General features: G+C 41.9%; 16 protein-coding genes and 1 pseudogene. 10 read left to right on the top strand and 7 right to left on the bottom strand.

From position 1 onward, the window contains the following. Nucleotides 1-238: 238 nt before the first annotated feature. The 5 genes from V7K69_RS05445 to recG all read left to right on the top strand — a co-directional run bounded on the left by V7K69_RS05445 (nucleotide 239) and on the right by recG (nucleotide 6,330). Nucleotides 239-403: a hypothetical protein gene (locus V7K69_RS05445; RefSeq protein WP_179073221.1), complete on the top strand. Its 165-nt coding sequence runs from the start codon at nucleotides 239-241 to the stop codon at nucleotides 401-403. Nucleotides 404-638: 235 nt separating this feature from the next. Then, nucleotides 639-1,433, top strand: coding sequence for a 30S ribosomal protein S2 (gene rpsB, locus V7K69_RS05440; RefSeq protein WP_012411819.1), 795 nt, complete (start codon nucleotides 639-641; stop codon nucleotides 1,431-1,433). A 197-nt stretch (nucleotides 1,434-1,630) separates the two neighbouring features. Next, nucleotides 1,631-2,575, top strand: a complete 945-nt coding sequence (gene tsf / locus V7K69_RS05435; protein WP_335032090.1) for a translation elongation factor Ts — start codon at nucleotides 1,631-1,633, stop codon at nucleotides 2,573-2,575. A 321-nt stretch (nucleotides 2,576-2,896) separates the two neighbouring features. Then, nucleotides 2,897-3,742: a hypothetical protein gene (locus tag V7K69_RS05430; RefSeq protein ID WP_335032087.1), complete on the top strand. Its 846-nt coding sequence runs from the start codon at nucleotides 2,897-2,899 to the stop codon at nucleotides 3,740-3,742. A 95-nt stretch (nucleotides 3,743-3,837) separates the two neighbouring features. Beyond that, nucleotides 3,838-6,330, top strand: coding sequence for an ATP-dependent DNA helicase RecG (gene recG, locus V7K69_RS05425; protein WP_335032085.1), 2,493 nt, complete (start codon nucleotides 3,838-3,840; stop codon nucleotides 6,328-6,330). Nucleotides 6,331-6,368: 38 nt separating this feature from the next. Here recG and V7K69_RS05420 read toward each other — a convergent pair whose 3' ends face one another. Then, entirely contained in the window at nucleotides 6,369-7,310 is a 942-nt protein-coding gene (locus tag V7K69_RS05420) for a glycosyltransferase family 2 protein (RefSeq protein ID WP_335032142.1), read from the bottom strand. A gap of 462 nt (nucleotides 7,311-7,772) precedes the next feature. Between V7K69_RS05420 and V7K69_RS05415 the strand changes: the two genes are divergently transcribed. Then, on the top strand, nucleotides 7,773-10,133 hold the full coding sequence (locus V7K69_RS05415) for a PhoX family protein (protein ID WP_335032083.1): 2,361 nt from the start codon (nucleotides 7,773-7,775) through the stop codon (nucleotides 10,131-10,133). A 72-nt stretch (nucleotides 10,134-10,205) separates the two neighbouring features. Here V7K69_RS05415 and V7K69_RS05410 read toward each other — a convergent pair whose 3' ends face one another. Beyond that, a complete protein-coding gene (locus tag V7K69_RS05410) occupies nucleotides 10,206-10,763 on the bottom strand; it encodes a PEP-CTERM sorting domain-containing protein (protein ID WP_335032081.1) in 558 nt (185 codons plus the stop codon). Between the two features lie 443 nt (nucleotides 10,764-11,206). Between V7K69_RS05410 and V7K69_RS05405 the strand changes: the two genes are divergently transcribed. Beyond that, a complete protein-coding gene (locus tag V7K69_RS05405) occupies nucleotides 11,207-12,409 on the top strand; it encodes an argininosuccinate synthase (protein WP_335032079.1) in 1,203 nt (400 codons plus the stop codon). Between the two features lie 122 nt (nucleotides 12,410-12,531). Here V7K69_RS05405 and V7K69_RS05400 read toward each other — a convergent pair whose 3' ends face one another. Further along, a complete protein-coding gene (locus V7K69_RS05400; RefSeq protein ID WP_335032077.1) occupies nucleotides 12,532-13,164 on the bottom strand; it encodes a DedA family protein in 633 nt (210 codons plus the stop codon). Nucleotides 13,165-13,651: 487 nt separating this feature from the next. Here V7K69_RS05400 and V7K69_RS05395 point away from each other — a divergent pair, with 487 nt between their 5' ends. Beyond that, entirely contained in the window at nucleotides 13,652-13,984 is a 333-nt protein-coding gene (locus tag V7K69_RS05395; RefSeq protein ID WP_114080387.1) for an STAS domain-containing protein, read from the top strand. A 472-nt stretch (nucleotides 13,985-14,456) separates the two neighbouring features. Here the strand turns inward: V7K69_RS05395 and V7K69_RS05390 are convergent, their stop codons facing one another. Further along, nucleotides 14,457-15,017 carry an Npun_F5560 family protein gene (locus V7K69_RS05390; RefSeq protein ID WP_114080388.1) on the bottom strand — a complete coding sequence of 187 codons (561 nt, stop codon included), beginning with the start codon at nucleotides 15,015-15,017 and terminating at the stop codon, nucleotides 14,457-14,459. A 242-nt stretch (nucleotides 15,018-15,259) separates the two neighbouring features. Next, nucleotides 15,260-15,610, bottom strand: coding sequence for a 30S ribosomal protein S6 (gene rpsF / locus V7K69_RS05385; protein ID WP_335032074.1), 351 nt, complete (start codon nucleotides 15,608-15,610; stop codon nucleotides 15,260-15,262). A gap of 375 nt (nucleotides 15,611-15,985) precedes the next feature. Here rpsF and V7K69_RS05380 point away from each other — a divergent pair, with 375 nt between their 5' ends. After that, the gene (locus V7K69_RS05380; RefSeq protein WP_335032072.1) at nucleotides 15,986-16,759 is read left to right on the top strand and encodes a fumarylacetoacetate hydrolase family protein; all 774 of its coding nucleotides are present in this window, start codon (nucleotides 15,986-15,988) and stop codon (nucleotides 16,757-16,759) included. Nucleotides 16,760-16,762: 3 nt separating this feature from the next. On the opposite strand, the gene V7K69_RS05375 is transcribed toward V7K69_RS05380, so the two are convergent. Together V7K69_RS05375 and V7K69_RS05370 are read right to left on the bottom strand one after the other, a co-directional pair. Further along, nucleotides 16,763-17,239 carry a Tic20 family protein gene (locus V7K69_RS05375; protein WP_012411806.1) on the bottom strand — a complete coding sequence of 159 codons (477 nt, stop codon included), beginning with the start codon at nucleotides 17,237-17,239 and terminating at the stop codon, nucleotides 16,763-16,765. An 81-nt stretch (nucleotides 17,240-17,320) separates the two neighbouring features. Then, entirely contained in the window at nucleotides 17,321-17,518 is a 198-nt protein-coding gene (locus V7K69_RS05370) for a hypothetical protein (protein ID WP_041565682.1), read from the bottom strand. A gap of 563 nt (nucleotides 17,519-18,081) precedes the next feature. Between V7K69_RS05370 and V7K69_RS05365 the strand changes: the two are divergent. Further along, nucleotides 18,082-18,727: pseudogene (locus V7K69_RS05365) on the top strand (hypothetical protein); the annotation flags it as partial.

The raw sequence follows: 18,727 nt of genomic DNA, 5'->3' as shown, positions 1-18,727 counted from the left end.
TACTGGCTGTAAACAATTTGTTACTTATGTCGTTGCTATATTTATTACCTTAGACAGAATACAATAGATGGGGTGTACCACGTTTCAATCTCAGAAATCTCAACAGTACTAATTTGATTGAGGAAACTGTTTTATACAGTCATTTTCAGAGGTTAGCGTTTTATTGACAACTTCCAATAGAAAGTCCAAGACCAATGTAAAGTCAAGAATTTACCTTTAAATACCGAGGTATTAAATTATGCAGGAAATTGAAAGATTTTTTAGCAACTTCTTCAGTGGCATAATCAACCGTTTTAAGTATTCTGCGATGGACGCTGCCGATCGCAAAATGAGAGAAACTATCGACGAGCAGGTAGAACAAAGACGACAAAAACCCAAGCCCAAGGATGAGGAAGAACGCTAGTAGATAGGTTTTTTGGGCTAGTTTAACTAATTTGTAATTTCTGAGTTAAATACAAACATGGCGCTTCCTAATTGTTGAGTGGGCAGCGCTATTTTATCGACCTTACCAAACACTCTAGCGAATGTGCTAACCTAGTATGGTTAACTAATCTCGCACATCTAAGAATTCGGGTGTTTCCCAGATTGGGAAATGCACTTGGATGGAGGTTTAACCCGAATAGGAGTTAAGAATTTATATGCCAGTAGTTTCATTGGCTCAAATGATGGAGTCAGGGGTTCACTTTGGGCATCAGACCCGGCGTTGGAACCCAAAAATGTCTCCTTACATTTATACTTCCCGCAATGGTGTGCATATTATCGACTTGGTGCAAACTGCCCAGTTGATGGATAATGCTTACAATTACATGCGATCGCACGCAGAACAAGGGAAGAAATTTCTTTTTGTCGGCACCAAACGCCAAGCAGCTGGAATTATCGCCCAAGAAGCTAGCCGTTGTGGTTCCCACTACATTAACCAGCGCTGGTTGGGCGGAATGTTGACCAACTGGGCAACCATTAAAACACGGGTTGACCGTTTAAAAGATTTAGAACGCCGTGAAGAAACTGGCGCACTAGATTTATTACCGAAAAAAGAAGCCTCAATGCTACGTCGAGAAATGACGAAGCTTCAGAAATATTTAGGCGGCATTAAAACAATGCGGAAAGTGCCCGATATCGTGGTAATCGTAGACCAACGACGGGAATATAACGCAGTTCAAGAATGCCAAAAGCTGAATATTCCCATTGTGTCGATGTTGGATACAAACTGCGATCCAGATGTAGTAGATATCCCCATTCCAGCAAACGACGATGCTATCAGATCAATTAAACTGATAGTCGGAAAATTGGCAGATGCCATTTATGAAGGTCGTCACGGTCAGCTAGATGCTGAAGATGATTACGAAGATTACGACGGTAGTGAGTATGACGATGACTACGAAGAAACCGAATATACTGATGCCGTAATTCCCGACGAGGAAACAGAAGAATAATGCTGAGTGAGTGCTAAGTCCTGAGTAAGATAGAAAGACTCAGCAAATTGAATAGTGCTGAGTCTTGATTTTTGAAGTTGTAAGTTGTGATTTGTCAATGAAGAATAAAATTGATGACTGAACACTCAAAACTCAGCACTCAGCACTAAATTAGGTGAGTGATTACAACTCGAGGTCAAGTTAGGAATTGAGGCAAAATGGCGGAAATATCTGCAAAACTCGTCCAAGAGCTACGCCAAAAAACTGGTGCCGGCATGATGGACTGCAAAAAGGCGCTGATAGAGACTGAAGGCAACGTAGAAGAAGCCGCAGACTGGCTACGGAAAAAGGGCATCTCTAAAGCGGGGGCAAAAAGCGATCGCATTGCGGCAGAAGGTCTAGTAGACACTTACATTCAGCCAGGTGGTCGAGTGGGTGTACTCATCGAAGTCAACTGCCAAACTGACTTTGTTGCTCGTAACGAGGCTTTTAAAGCTTTAGTTAAGAACCTGGCAAAGCAAGCAGCGACTGCTGATAGTGTTGAGTCTTTATTGGCTCAACAGTATGCTGATAGTACAAGCGGAACTGTAGAAGAATTCATCAAGCAAACAATTGCTACGCTCGGTGAAAACATTCAAGTGCGCCGCTTTGTTAATTTTGCAATAGCAGAAGGCACACAAGGCGTAGTAGACAGCTACATTCACACTGGCGGTCGAGTTGGTGTATTAGTAGAACTGGGTTCCCAAACTGAGTCAGTAGCTACTAATTCAGAGTTTCAAAACTTGGCACGAAACACTGCAATGCAAGTTGCGGCTTGTCCAAATGTCGAGTATGTGAGCGTAGACCAAATCCCCGCCGAAGTCGCCCAAAAAGAAAAAAATATTGAAATGGGCAAGGATGATTTGGCAAATAAGCCAGAGAATATCAAAGAAAAGATTGTTCAGGGACGGATTGAAAAACGCCTGAAAGAATTGACTTTGATCGATCAGCCTTACATCCGCGATCAGAGTATTTCCGTGGAAGACCTTTTTAAGCAATCGAAGGCGCAATTAGGCGAAGAGATTCAAGTGACTCGCTTTGTCCGCTATATATTGGGCGAAGGCATTGAGAAGCAAGAAATTAGCTTTGCTGATGAAGTCGCTGCACAAATTGGCAGTATGTAATATTATTGGTCATTGGTCATTGGTGAGCCAGTGCGGTCTTCTCCCAAAGGGAGAGGCTAGCGCCAAGGGGGTTTCCCCCATGAGCAACTGGTGTTCGCCTTAGGCGTGCCGGAGGCATCACCCGAAGGGTCACTCACAAATGACAAAGGACAAATGACTCTTTATCAAACAGGTCAAGCAAATAGCCTGACCTGTATTTTTTTAATAGAGATGTGAAATATCCCATTTAATTTAAAATCTAAACTTCTTTGGGAAGTTATTATAAAAGAAATTCGTACATTTGTACTATGTAATAGTTCACATGGACAAGAACGAAAAGATATGGCAAGAGCAATCGAGCGAATTGAACAGGATATTGCAAGATTAAAAGAAGCGATTCGGGCGATCGCAGTAGAACTACAAACCGCTTATGCTAGTTATCTAAACACCTTGGGGCTAGCTGTACGAAAACAGTTGATTCTGGCGAGTTATCACCTTTGTACACAGGGGTATCCTGAAAACTTTCTGCATTTGTCATTGAATCAGCGCCAGCAATTGCAACAAGCTATCCGCAAGTTGGGGCAAGTGGCAGCCGAACAATTGCTCACTTCTATTAAAAGTCAGGAAGTTGGGTTAGATAAAGGAGATGAAGAAGATGAAGATGAGGAGAATCAGGAAGTAACATCTTCTGAACTTCTGGACACCTCGAATTCTCAGTCTTTCACCGCCGACACCTCTAATCCTATAGAACTAGTAAAATGGCAACAAAACTTAGAAGAAGTAACGCAAGATATACTGAAAAAACTATCGCATGATGCTAATGTTTTAATACAAAAATCTGGAGTATTACCTAAAAAATTACCAGAACCGATTTTAGCAGCTGCGGCCGCGGCTGCATCAGAAGCATCGGCTGAGGTCATGCCAGGGCCACCCAACTTATTAAACTTAGTAATTGAAATTGAAAATGAGCAGCAGTCAGAAGATTCTGCGCTGACGCAAATTATGGCTATTAACCTGCGGTTAGGAGAAATTGAATTTGCTGAGGTAGCACTCTCATCTGAGCGCAGGCAAATCCGCAGTATTTTAGTTCAGCTAAACAAGCTAGGACGAGAGTATCAAAAAAAACATCGAGAAAGAGCGATCGCAGAAGCTGAAGCTGCATGGCGTGCTAGTTGGTTTGAGGATTAGTCATTTGTCTTTTGTCCTTTGTCCTTTGTCCAAAGTCAAATGACCAATGACCAATGACCAATGACTAATGACCAATGACTAATGATTAATGACCAATGACTAATGAAAAACCAGATTGGATACGATTGCACAAAGCCTTGGCAATAGAAGCCGAACGGGGTTTTACAGACTTGATGGGCAGAGAATATCGCTTCAGTGAATTTTTAAGCCTAACTTTGGGCAAATTCCCAACAGGCTTGCCCCAAACTGAACGCCGCCGTTGGCAAGGACTAGCAGTGCAATTTGCTAGTTATCCACATCTGGCGCTGGAGGAAAGACAACATTTAGTAGCAGAAACTCGTAGGTATCTTTCCCAACTACAGCAAGATGAGCAGGGGGAGCAGGGGAGCAGGGAAGCAGGGAAGCAGGGGAGAATTAATCAATTAAAAATTTCAAATCCGAATCCGAAATCTCCAATTGTTAGTGAGGTGAGTCGGAGGCTTGCACCGAAAATTGACCAAAAACTCAGTGATTTACCAGAAATAGGTTTCAAAAAAGCTGATAATTTGGCACGGCTTGGTTTACACACTGTCCGCGACTTGCTTTTTTACTATCCTCGTGACCACATTGATTATGCGCGTCAGGTTAATATCCGCGAGTTACAGGCAGGTGAGACGGTGACAATAGTGGCTACAGTAAAGCGTTGTAACTGCTTTAGTAGCCCTAAAAATCAGAAATTATCAATTTTAGAACTGGTCGTAAAAGATAATAGCGGTCAAATCAAAATTGGTCGTTTTTACGCAGGTACACGCTTTAGTAGTCGTGCTTGGCAAGAAAGTTTAAAACGTCGTTATCCAGTGGGTAGTATTTTGGCGGCGTGTGGGTTGGTGAAAGAAAGTAAATACGGCTTGACGCTTGATAATCCAGAACTAGAGGTTTTGGCAAATCCAGGAGACTCGATTGAGTCGCTGAATATTGGGCGAGTAGTGCCAATTTATGGATTGACTGAAGGCGTGGTGGCAAATACAGTCCGACAGGCGGTAATTGCTGCTTTACCTGCTGCGGCTAACCTGAAAGACCCTTTACCAAATGGTTTGCGGCAGAAATATGGTTTGATGGAATTAAAAGATGCGATCGCTAATATCCATTTTCCCAGCGATAGCGCCGCTCTACAAGTTGCCCGTCGCCGTCTAGTTTTTGATGAATTTTTCTACCTACAACTTGGGTTACTCCAACGTCAGCAGCAAGCAAGGGCGATTCAAACTAGCGCCATCCTTGTCCCGCGAGGCCAACTTGTAGAAAAATTCCACGAAATACTGCCTTTTAAACTCACTGGCGCACAACAACGAGTCCTTAACGACATCCTCAACGACTTACAAAAACCTGTACCCATGAATCGTTTGGTGCAAGGTGATGTCGGTTCTGGTAAAACAGTCGTCGCCGTATTAGCTATCCTCGCAGCAATTCAATCTGGCTATCAAGCGGCGTTAATGGCTCCCACAGAAGTTTTGGCAGAACAACATTATCGCAAGTTAGTTAGCTGGTTTAATCTCTTACATTTACCAGTGGAATTACTGACAGGTTCCACTAAAACTGCTAAACGAAGACAAATACATTCTCAGTTAGGAACTGGTGAATTACCTTTGTTAGTGGGAACTCATGCCTTAATTCAAGACTCTGTAAACTTCCAGCAACTGGGGTTAGTGGTGATAGATGAACAGCATCGCTTTGGAGTAGAACAACGGGCGCGTTTGCAACAAAAAGGCGAACAACCCCATGTGTTAACTATGACAGCTACCCCGATTCCTCGAACCTTAGCACTGACGATACACGGGGATTTGGATGTCAGCCAAATTGATGAGTTACCACCGGGACGACAAAAGATTCAGACAACAGTATTATCGGGTCAGCAACGCACCCATGCTTACGACCTCATCCGTCGAGAAATTGCCCAAGGTAGACAAGTTTATGTGGTTTTGCCCTTGGTTGAGGAATCAGAAAAACTGGATTTGCGATCGGCTGTTGACGAGCATCAAAAGTTACAAGAAAGCGTTTTTCCCGACTTTCAAGTAGGGCTGCTGCATGGTCGTATGAGTTCAGCCGAAAAGGATGAAGCGATTACCAAATTTCGTGATAACCAAACACAGGTTTTAGTTTCTACTACCGTTGTTGAGGTAGGAGTCGACGTACCTAATGCCACAGTCATGCTCATTGAAAATGCGGAGCGATTTGGCTTATCACAACTGCACCAACTGCGTGGGCGTGTCGGTCGTGGCGCGGCTCAATCTTACTGTTTGTTAATGAGCAGTTCCAGAAGTCCTGATGCTCAACAACGATTGAAGGTGTTGGAACAATCTCAGGATGGCTTTTTTATCTCCGAAATGGATATGCGTTTTCGTGGCCCAGGGCAAGTACTGGGAACTCGCCAATCGGGAGTGCCAGATTTTACCTTAGCAAGTTTGGTTGAAGATGAAGAAGTTTTACTTTTAGCGCGGCAAGCAGCAGAAAAAATAATAGAGATGGATGTTACTTTAGAGCGCTGGTATTTGATGAAAGAAGAGTTGAAGTATCGATATGAGCGGTTGATGGGTGGAGCGATTTTAACGTAATGTAACCGGATAAAATTACTAATGCAATAGGTATTTAATCATGATGCTTGCTGCATTTTGGCATAGGCTTGATAAACACCTTTCACGTTATACCAGTTGAGGAAAATTCGAGCAATTTCTAAAGCTAATTGCGGTTTACCTAAATTAATTAGCCATTGCAACAACGGAGCCATTGTCCGTTCATTTAGCGCACCATTGAGTGAAAGAATACCCCAAAGTAAGCGATGTAGCCAAGTCATTTGAATCATCATTCGCACTTCCCATGTGGGATGCTTTTGATAAAACAAAACTCCCATCCGTCCGCGTTGAATTTCTTGGTCAATCAATCGGGGAATTTGCTCTAAGTTAAATGCTGGATGCCAGTGATATCCTACAGCTTCTGGACATTTAATTAATGTCAAACCTAGTTTTTTCAGCCGCACACCTAATTCTAAATCTTCCCAGCCGTAGAGTTGAAAGCTAGTATCAAAAAGTCCCGCTTTATCTAACCAATGCTTAGGAATTGCTACATTTCCGGTAGCAAAAAAAGCTGCTGAAAAATCTGTGACTTTGTAGGGTTCAGCCGTTGGATTGTTGAAATTACAAGTATTAATAACTGCACCGTAAGTGAAAAAGCGATCGCTCCCCAATTTCTCTTTACCCTGCACTAGGGCGTTTCCATGAGCTTGCAAGAAATTATTCAGCACTACTAAATCACTATCAATAAAGATAATTGTGTCTCCCAGCGCCTCTTTTACTCCCAAATTCCGAGCCGCAGCTGGCCCAGCATGATCTTGCTGAAACCATCGCACATGAGGAAACTCCTCTTTGTGTTCTGTCAACCACTCCAATGTGCCATCAGTAGAACCATCATCCACCAAGACAATCTCGTAATTAGTAACCGAACTTGGCTGACTTAACTCTTGCACCTCCAAGGCGCGGAGGCACTTTTCTAAGATCGGTTGGCGATTATAAGTCGGTATCACAACGCTGAAAAACACAGTCTCACCCACAACATTATTTATCCATCTCCAGAATAGGACAGATGAGGCGCTGACACTGTTCCTTAGCTGATTCTGGTGAAGAAAATGTCAAAGGAAATAATTTTTATAGTATTCCCCGACCATCTGTAATTGGTATCCGCCCGAAAAGTTCTCAAAGTAAGTTTATTTAACAAGACAGAATTCAGAATGACTTCTGACTTCTGACTCCTGAATTCTGTTTGATAAATCTCCATTAATCAACATATAACCTGATGTTAATTTTTGGTCATTAGATTATATAACAAACTTAAAAATTTTTGTCTAGCTATGTAACCTAAATAGCAAACAACATTTTGTTAATAACAGGTTACTTACTGTTCAAAATCTGTGGCATTTCACGTAAATAATTGATGGCTTTTTCTGTCAGTAATCAAGATTTGCCTCTACTAAATTTTTTATGTCACAACACAGGAGAATTTGATGTCTCAATTAAGTCGCAGACAAATTTTAATATTTTTTGCTGGCAGTGCTGGTGCTGCTGTATTGGGAGACACAATTCTAGATGGTGTTTCTAGTATTGCAGGAGCAAACAACAGACGACTAAGCTTTACACCAGTGCGCTTACCCCATCCTTTGCCCGTTTATAAACAGCAAAAAAGTTTCTTGCCAACTGCAATAGGTCAAGGACAGGTAATCAATCCATCTGCAAATGCGAAGTTAAACAGCTACAACGTAGTTGATGATGTGGTAGTGCCACCAGAGTATGAACGTTATGTAATTATCAGCTGGGGCGATCGCGTCTTTCCCAACAAGGATGATTATTTTGGCTACAACAACGATTATACAGGTTTTATTCCTCTCGGCAGAACCAACGATGTCGGCTATTTGTGGGTTAATCACGAATACGTGAGTTTTCCTTTTTCTGATCTAGCACCAGAAGCCCCAGCAGATGTTAAAGGATTTCCTACCACCTTTGAATCAGTGATTGGGTGGGCTTTGCCTTCCACCAGAAGTCTTGAATTTGACGGCGAAGTTTTATATAACTTAGGCGGATCTATTATCCGCATCTCCCAACGTAATCGCAGTAACCGTTATGCCGTGGTTAAAGGTGATGCTAGAAATCGCCGCCTTCATGGTCTTTCTGGGTTAGGAATTAATAGCCAAAGGAGTGATGAATATAAAAATGTCACTTCTTGGGGAAGTCGTAGCCACCAGAAAGGCGACCAAAATTATCTCATCGCAACTGGCCCAGCTGCAACTCAAGTATTTAACTTATCCTCCGATGGGCTAGGTGACAAAATTATTGGCACTGCCTATAACTGTTCTGGCGGTACAACTCCTTGGGGAACTATTGTAACCGCTGAAGAAAACTTTCAAGGAAGTGCAGCATTTTTTGTTGGTGTCACAGAACCAGTTAACCCTAATGGTACTCAAACAGGTTACACCGATGGTACTACAGGTAAGACCTTCGGTTTAGTTGGGGAAAAATATGGTTGGATTACAGAAATTGATCCCGTTAATCCGAATTTCCGCCCTCGCAAACATACTTCACTAGGCCGTTTCCGCCATGAAAACGTTGCCATCCGTGCTGAAGCTAAGAAACCATTAATCGCCTACATGGGTGATGACAGACGCGGGGGGCACACCTGGAAATTTGTCAGTGCAGGTATTATTTCTTCCCCAACCAGCAAAGCCAACAGCAGCTTGTGGGAAAGTGGTACATTGTATGTCGCCCGTTACAATCCAGATGGTACGGGTCAATGGATACCGTTACTTTTAACTACTCCCACCAATCCCATTCCGCCATCGGTAATTTCTTCTGTAGAATTTGCTGCTTTGGGTTCGGCTCAAAGAAATGGTCTTTTACCCCTGCCAAAACGCAATGGGATTGCAGGTCAAACTACAGATGGTGGTCCCCTCGCAGTCGATCGCACCAATGAAGCTAATAGACTACCTGGTTATCAAGGTAAGAAGCTATCTGATTTCTACACTTCCCAAGGTGCTATTCTCGTTGATGCCTTCTTAGCAGCGAATTTGGCTGGCGGAACTCCCACAGCACGTCCAGAAGATATAGAAGTGCATCCGACCACCAAAGAAGTCTTCATTGCCTATACTGATGGTGCGCCGGGAAGTGACGGTTATCCAGATTCACGCATTTTCCAAGTTGCCAAGTTGAGTACAGATGTTAACGCAACGCAGCAATCGGGGGGATTGTACAAAATTATTGAAGATAGTGCTGATGGGACAGGTCTAACCTTCCGTTGGCAGAGATTTGCTCAGGGTGGAGAAGCTGGCTCACTTTCTGGCGCTGGTTTTGCCAATGTAGATAACCTAGTATTCGACAATAAGGCAAATATTTGGGGTGTGACGGATATGTCTACCACCACTCATAATGGTTTTAATGTCGGTGCTGCCGGGACAGTAACTACCATCGACCACACAGCCAGTGGTAATGTTTCTAACTTCACAGGAGTTTTCGGTAATAACTGGCTATTCTATATTCCTACTACTGGTAGGAATGCCGGAGAGGTAATACCTTTTGCTCATGGCCCAGTGCGTTGTGAGATGACCGGGCCAACTTTTGTGGGAGATACACTGATTATTTCCGTCCAGCATCCCGGCGAAGATAGCCCAATTAACGATGGCACAATTCTTAGTCGTGAGATTGAATTACTGGATTTGAGTGGTGTTACATTCAATCAGGCTCGGACTGTGCCTCGTGGTAGTAGTTGGCCAAGTAACATCCCAACTGCTGACGGTGGTAAAGGTCAACCTAGAAGCTTTCCTAAACCATCTGTAATTGGCATTAAACGTAAGAATCCTACTGGTAATTTTACTTAGGCTTACGAATGTAGAGACGTTATTTTTAACGTCTCTACATTGATTTTCACATTGATTTCCAAGGTAGCGCCACTAATTCACTTCAGATAGTTTTTTCTTGCGTTTCATCCCCAACGCCATAGCACCTGCGATCGCTATACCACCAATAGTCATCGGTTCTGGTACAGGTGTACTCTTAGAGTAGCTTACTGTACCCAACTCTGTTGTAGACAATAAGTCAGCACTCAGAATGCTATAAAATTTTGTTCCTCCTGTATTTGGATTACCTGGATCATTCCCAATAAAAAACTGATCTTCAACTAAATAGCTCAGTCCTGACAGGTTGCCATCTGTAAAGCTAACTACAGGAGATAATGGGTAATCAAAATCACTTGTCTCTGTATATTGAGTACCCAAGTAGTCAAACGCAATAGATAATCCATTGCTAACACCTAGAGTTTCCTCACCTATGCCGGTTAAGGTCGAATCATTATATTGAAAAGAGCCGAAATATTGACCGGGATTATCGCCAGATGTCGCATTCACGGTGAAACCATAATTAACTAAGGCAGCTTGGGTCGGTTTAGCAATAGTAGCAACCGAGACAGCAACAGCAAAAGCAGCAATACTAATATCTTTAGCTAATTTCATCAGACAATGCTCCGAAGCTAAAAAATGAATAATTCTGTAATTTCACTTAAATAAACTTTCCACCTATGTATATAGGTTAAGAAATAATAAACAAAAGATGATCCTGGTTAAATCTTCACGTTTGTCAGCTATATATAAAAGTTGTGTAAACTTACTCCATATTTACAGCAAGCTAGGTTGATATTTGAAGCTGATTATCAACACTTCTTGAAAACAAAAAATATTTTTCATTAATCTCATTAAAAATATTGAGCCGTTCAAAACTGGCTTAAAAATATTTATATATAAGCGATCGCTTTATAAGTAAACTTCCACGAGAATGAACCGTAATTCTGACTCCTAACTTCTAAATCCTTCTATAGGTTGTTGCATGAATAAAATATACCTGGGTTAGTTCAGATATAATAATGACTCATTCTTTGTTGTCCTAAGTGGAGAAATTAATGGGTCGCGCCAAAAAGGTTGTCCTGGCATATTCTGGTGGAGTGGATACTTCCGTTTGCATCCCTTACCTCAAACAGGAGTGGGGTGTGGAAGAGGTGATTACCCTAGCAGCAGATTTAGGTCAGGGAGATGAATTAGAGCCAATTCGAGAAAAAGCCCTGAAATCGGGTGCAAGTGAATCACTCGTGGCGGATGTCAAAGACAGCTTCGTTAAAGATTACGCTTTTGGAGCGATTCAAGCCAACGCACTTTATGAAAATCGTTATCCTCTAGGAACTGCTCTTGCCCGCCCACTGATCGCTAAAATATTAGTAGAAACGGCTGAAAAATATGGTGCTGATGCGATCGCTCACGGTTGCACCGGCAAAGGTAACGATCAGGTTCGTTTTGATGTCTCTGTAACCGCGCTGAACCCCAACCTAAAAATCCTCGCACCAGCCAGAGAATGGGGTATGAGCCGTGAGGAAACCATCGCTTATGGTGAGAAGTTTGGTATCCCCTCACCAGTCAAAAAATCTTCTCCCTACAGCATTGACAAAAATTTGCTCGGTCGTAGCATTGAAGCGGGTAGTCTCGAAGATCCGTCATTTGAGCCACCAGAAGAAATTTATGAGATGACCAAAGCGATCGCTGACACTCCCAACGAGCCAGAGTACATCGAAATTGGTTTCCACGGTGGTATTCCCACAACCATCAACGGCATAGCCAAACAGCCGGTTGAACTAATTGAAGAACTCAATCAGCTTGTAGGAAATCACGCCGTTGGACGGATAGATATGATTGAAAACCGTCTAGTTGGCATCAAATCGCGGGAAATCTACGAATCACCTGCGATGTTAGTGCTAATTCAGGCACATAGAGACTTAGAAAGCTTGACTTTAACGGCAGATGTCACCCATTACAAGCGTGGCATTGAAGAAACTTATAGCCAAATCGTTTACAACGGTTTGTGGTACAGTCCACTCAAAGTTGCACTAGATGCTTTTATTCAAAAGACACAAGAGCGAGTCTCTGGAACTGTGCGAGTGAAGTTATTCAAGGGTAACTCCACGATAGTTGGGCGTTCGAGCGATAATTCCCTCTATACTCCTGATTTGGCAACCTACGGAGCCGATGACCAATTTGACCATAAAGCTGCTGAAGGTTTTATCTATGTTTGGGGACTACCAACTCGCATTTGGTCACGGCAAATAAAAAGTTAGTAGTCATGCAGTTTTAGATTGAAGGAGAAATCTAAAATCGGCAGAGTTAGGAGTTAAAATGCAAAATACAAAAGTAAAAATTCAAAAAATAACTTTTTACTTTACTCCTAACTCCTCACTTTTTACTCTTCACTACTCGCTTCTTTAACTTGGCGAGACTCTAGCCACAAGGGTACAACAATTAAGGCAGTGATGATTAGTAAAGCTGCGATCGCAAATTGACCTACCCAAGCAACCAATTGTTCTAAAGAGACAATTTTGCCAGCAAAAAAAGCTAATGTCACCATCAAACTAGCCCAAGCAACTGCTCCTAAAAAATTGTATAAAAAGAATTTTCCAAAAGGCATTTCGGCTATACCAGCTAGTGGTGCCGCAAAAACTCGCAATAACGCCAAAAAACGACCGAAGAATACTGCTTTAGCAGCATTTTGAGTAAATTGATCTTTAATAGTCAGCAACCGTACTTCAGAAATCCGAAATATGCTACCAACTTTTACCAGAAAAGGCCAACCGCTAACTCTACCAATCCAATAGCCACAAGTGCCGCCAATTACCGCACCCATAATTGCGTCACTGAGAACCAGCCAGTAATTTAGTTCATCGCTGCCAGCTAAAAACCCGCCCACAAGGGTCACGGTTTCACCAGGAAGGGGAATGCCTAAATTTTCTAGCAAAATTCCCAAAAAAACTGCCCAATATCCGTAACTATGGGCCAATTCCTGGATATTTTCTAGTGAAATCAGCTCTAAAGACATTCCGCACCGCCGTCTTTATAAATTTTTACTTTTACTATATCTTTGCTTGTTTTTGGGCGGGGTGTCAATCAAACCGCTACATTTGCTTATTCGGTCATTAGTTTAATTCTGAGTAATCTATAGTTCATACTCTATAGAAACTATTAATTTTTGATTATTAACTGTATAAATCTTAGCATTTGATACCATAAGTTAATTTTTTTTAAAAAATAATAAAAATAAATTACAAAAACTTTATATATTTCTAGTAAAATTATAAAAATTTCGTAAAAGATACGGTTGATACCGAAATTATGAAACCATTATGCCTATATTTATGAAAGTTATCAAAAATTATACGGCATGAATACTTAAATAATCACTTTTAATTGCACGGCTGCAATCCCCTAAATATTTAGGGAAAACAGTTATTTTGCCATTGAAAGAGAAGAGGTATTTATGTCATTTTTTGATTTTTAGTCAAGTATTCAATTACCCTGTTGAATTTATGATTCTCACACAAGAACTTCAAGTTATTTTGTTTAAACCCCAAGGAAGCATAGATTTAGAAGGCGGAAAGGCTTTGAGTGAACAGATGGCTGGCGTAGTGCCTCAAGCTCATCAACTCTGGGTTATTGACTTAGCAAAAGTTAATTTCATGGACAGTTCTGGGTTAGTCCCTTTAGTCAAAGGTTTGAAAGCTGCACGTCAGAGCGGTTGCCGTTTAGTTCTATGCAATGTGCAAACTCCTGTACGGCTAATTTTGGAACTTACCCAGCTAGATACAGTGTTTGAAATTTTTCCCACTTACGAAGACATTTTTACTGGCGAAGATATATAGTCTGTCTGGTGCTAGCAGACTAAATAATAAATCTACCTATAGATGGATGGTAGAGTCAAGCAATATTTGCATTTTTTCACATTTCCTCAAATATTCTCACATCGTCAAAGATAACAGTCTGGTGCTAGCAGGCTGATTTTTTATATTATCTAGATAATGAAATGTTAAGGAAAACTCATAGCTTTGATCTAGGTGGTCTTAACGAAATATCAAAGCGGAAAATTACCAAAATCAGTCAAAGAAAATGTAATTCTTTGCATTTTTCTCTAACACCATTAAATTACTCGAAGCTAATTGCTCTATATTGGACGCAACTAACGCAAGGAAGCAAGAGGTAAGAAAGGTTAGAATATTAGCCTTTGCGTTATTTCTAACTCTATAGTGATTTTTACCTTAATGTATTACCTGGATATCTCCAAGATGCTTTGCTATGACAATTTCTTACCTCTTCGATTCCACCATAATGGTAACTTTAGGCATTCTGGGGAGTTGAAAGATTAGTTTGTTCCGACGCTGGGCGGGGAAAATTTGGCAAATCAATTCCACTGTGACTAGCATTGCGAGTTTTGAGTGCTAAACGGTAACTCACACTTTGCAGTTCTGCTTGCAGTTTGCGATTTTCCCGTTGTAGCATTGCTACTTTTTCTCTGACTGGTGTCATCCGCTCCTCAAACTTTCGACGGTAAATTTGAGGTAACTCTTGTACTACTTGCTCTAACATCCGAGTGCGATCTGTAAGTTCTTGGACTGACTGTCGCAATTGATAAATTTCGGAGTCACGAGTTGTAATTTGCTCTTGGTAGAACGCCACCTGCTGCTCAACAGCTTGGAGTTGTTCTTGCAATGCCTGTAACTGGCTCAGATCGCGCTCAAGATCCGGCTGCTGGGGCATAAAACTAGTATTACCCTTTACTAGCCGGAAGAGTTCTTGAGATAGTTGTTGCACTAATTGATCTCGGAGTTGCAGCTCTTGGCGTAGCTGCGAAACTTCCGTAGAGAGAACTTGAATATTGGGTGTATCAGATTGGCTCACAGTAGCTTACAGCTCCCATTCAGAATCTTGTCCACTCTTAGGTATAACTGCGGGAGTACTACCTTTGGCAAGTATTTGTTAATTTAGCATTCCCAATTAAGTTACGAAAAAAGAAGAAGACAAAATTTTACTGAATGGGAATTGGGAATTGGGAATTGGGAATATTATTGTCATTTTCCTTGTCTCCCCTGTCCCCCTTGTCTCCCCCTTCCTCTCCTGCTCCCCTGCCCCCTGCTCCCTAATTAGACAGGTGCAGCTACTTTAGTGGGCTTTTCCTTTTCCTCTTTAGGGGGTTTTTCTTCTGCAATATCCTGCTTAACTGTCAAATAGCGAATTACTTCTTCACTCAAGCGCATAGCGCGTTCAAAAGGAGCGATCGCAGTTGCAGGCGCACTGTAGTTTAACTGGATGTAGATCCCATCGCGGTGTTTTTTGATTTCATAAGCTAGACGACGCTTACCACGATTTTGAATTTGGATATCCTCAGCGCCTTGGTCACGAAGCAAATTCTGATATTTAGTAATTGCTTGCTCTGCCTGTTCGTCTCCTAGGTCGGGACGGAGGATGTACATTGTTTCGTAATTTGTAGTCATATTTTCCAGTTTCCTTATGGACAAAAAGGTTGCTGACATTAATTTATACTTGATTTAAATTTAAAATACTAGTATTAATCAACATCGGAAGCAACAAGGAACTATAATCTTACCAGTTTTCAATTTGAATCATTAGCCAAATCGCCGAAGTTTGTATTTTTTTCAGATGTCCCTAATGAAAACTAGGTCGTAAGGCTACCTCCAGAGCCTCTCACTGACCCGCAAGGGGAGTGAAGAGACAACATTATCTTTCTCTAAGGACATCTTCTCTAGCGGCTTTCAGGCTCAACGCTAAATCGGTTTGCTAAAAAGCTAACTGAGAATTGCTCTCGTTCGAAGTTTCTAATCGCAGATCAAAGGATATTTATCAAGGTTATGGCACAGCGCTACGTGCGAATTCAAAATCAAGAAGGACAGATTTACTATGGGATACTACAACTATCCCTTAATGTGCAGGTGCTAGATGCTCCGCCCTGGTTACAAGGACAACCAACTGATTTAACTTTGACACCAGAAAATTATCAAATTCTGGCTCCTTGCGCTCCCTCAAAAATTGTGGCGGTGGGTAAGAATTATGCAGAACATGCAGCCGAAATGGGAACTCCAGTACCTTCTGAACCACTAATTTTTCTCAAGCCACCCACAACTATCATTCCATCTGAGAGGGAGATTAAGTACCCTCCCCAGTCACAAAGAGTTGACTACGAAGGAGAGTTAGCATTAGTGATTGGCGATTACGCTTTTGAATGTACACCAGAGGTAGCCCAAACAAAAATTTGGGGCTACACCATCGCTAATGACGTAACAGCGCGGGATTTACAAAAACTGGATGCTCAATGGACACGAGCTAAAGGTTTTGATACTTTCTGTCCTTTGGGCCCTTGGATTGTGCGGGAGTTAAATCCAGGAGCGAGATTGCAGACTTTTGTGAATGACGATGTTAACCCAGTTCAATCTGCCTGTATCGATCAGATGGTATTTTCCCCTGATGTTTTAGTTTCTTACATTAGCCAGGTGATGACGCTACTACCAGGTGATTTGATACTTACAGGTACACCAGAGGGTGTAAATCAATTACACCCAGGCGATCGCATCCGCGTCGAGATTGAAGGTATTGGCCGCCTGGAAAACACCGTAGTGGCTCGTTAACGACTAGCGTACCTGCATATACACTGCATCGGAAATCGCTGGGATTTCTGCATAACGTCCGCTTACAGACTGGATTACTGAATATGCAACTGCTCCCACTATGCCGATAAAAATGGTTGTGGATAGAGTTTGGATTGCGAAACCACCAACAGGAACTAGTCCCACAACATCAGTGAGGATGTTAAACAAAAAGATAATGATGTCCAAAAGGATTGCTTGCATAGTGTTGAAACGAATAAAGTGACTAATTTTTTCGTTTCTGACTACCAGCAAAAATAAAGCAAAGAAAATAATCATTCCTGCATAACGCACGCCGTAGTAAATTCTCAACAATGGCAGAAGCGGCAGAAACAGTAGTTGTAACGGTGGAAAATCTGATAGCAAATATCTACCAAATACAAAAACCTCAATCAGAGGAAGCAAATAAGGCAAACAAGCAAAAATTCTATCTGAAACCGTTGTAGACCCGCGCCAAGACATTATGCGTTCTCCTGTGGTTAAATTTATATAGTTACTTGAGCTTAGGATAACGCAGTTACTTGGTCTTGCTGGTAAATTAAACTATTCTATATGGGCAATGCGAAAGCCCATCATGCACTCATACTGGTCTGGCTGCTGTTGAGTAAGTTTGCGAATGGCTTGACCACAACGTAGTTCACCTCCACGCCAACGGGGTTGACCGCTCCTGTCAGCGAGTAAACAAGACTGGCAAACTTGCTCAGGGGCAAGGATTTGCTCGTCCATTAAAATGACTAGCATCGAATCCCTCCTGTAAATCCTTATTGTCACCTACATTTCACTCAGGTGAGGATACTTCTTTGAACCGCTTCAGGTAAGTTGGGCACGTGTTACGCGATTAACTGTGAATTTGTGATGAAGCTTTGCATCTGCCGGAGGCGATCGCAAATCACCCACTTAAGAGCCACATCCTACTTTCCTTTTTGTAGCAAAAATGTGGATAACCACAATTCAAGAACAATTGTCAAGTGAATCTTAATTTTTATTGTATGTTGTGTCTATTGCAAATTTGACATTTCTAGTAAAAAATGATACAAAAATACTCCTATTAATTTTGATCATAGACAGCCAACGGTGTCCATTGTATTCCTGTTAATTTAGCCGTGGAGAGTGCCAAACTTAATATTCAGGAAACAACAAAAGCTTTACACACAAGCAACACGGCGATCCATTGAATTTTGCGGTAAAACGGAGTTCACTAGATAGCTATTTAAGGGGTACATTTACAAAATACTGGGGTAAACTTGCAAGCAAGTTAATACACAATATTACTCAGAGGCTCGTCGGTCTGGGCATCACTCACAATGGAACACTGGCAATTTCTGATACAGAAACAAGGCGCTCGCTCGTGGCATATCCTAGAATCGCCAAATTTGGAAATTTTGGAAGGACAGTATAGAGTTTTGGCTCGTTCTAGCCTTTTGAATACAGACGTGGAAGTGCGGGTAACTCACTCTTCAACTCAGGAAGTTCAACCAACGCGGCGAATTTTCAAGCGATCGCGTCGCACTAATTCAGAAGGCTTAATGGCGGTAATTCCCTTTACTTACTTTGATGCGGGAGTTTGGGAGTTGCGCTGTGGCGGCGATTTGATGTCGGATTTACTTGGTAAATCTTGGCAATACAGTGTCCAAATTAAAGTATTGTCTGAGGAAGAAGAGGCAGAGCAAAGGAAAAATCTAGAATTAAATTTACTTAATCAGGCTGATACTGTTTCTGAAAACTTGGATGCTGCCCCAGAAGAACCTGCAATTACTTTAGATGAAGCGATCGCAGTTTCGGCAGAATTGGAAATTGCTACAGACAGCAACCCTGTCACCACAGTTGTTCCAGATCAAGAGAATTTGGATGCAGACCCAGAAGAACCTGCAATTACTTTAGATGAAGCGATCGCAGTTTCGGCAGAATTGGAAATTGCTACAGACAGCAACCCTGTCACCACAGTTGTTC

Origin of the sequence: Nostoc sp. (genome assembly GCF_036917775.1) — a bacterium.
Classification (GTDB): Bacteria; Cyanobacteriota; Cyanobacteriia; order Cyanobacteriales; family Nostocaceae; genus Nostoc.
Note: the sequence above shows the minus strand (reverse complement) of the source record. Positions and strands in the feature narration are given on the sequence as shown.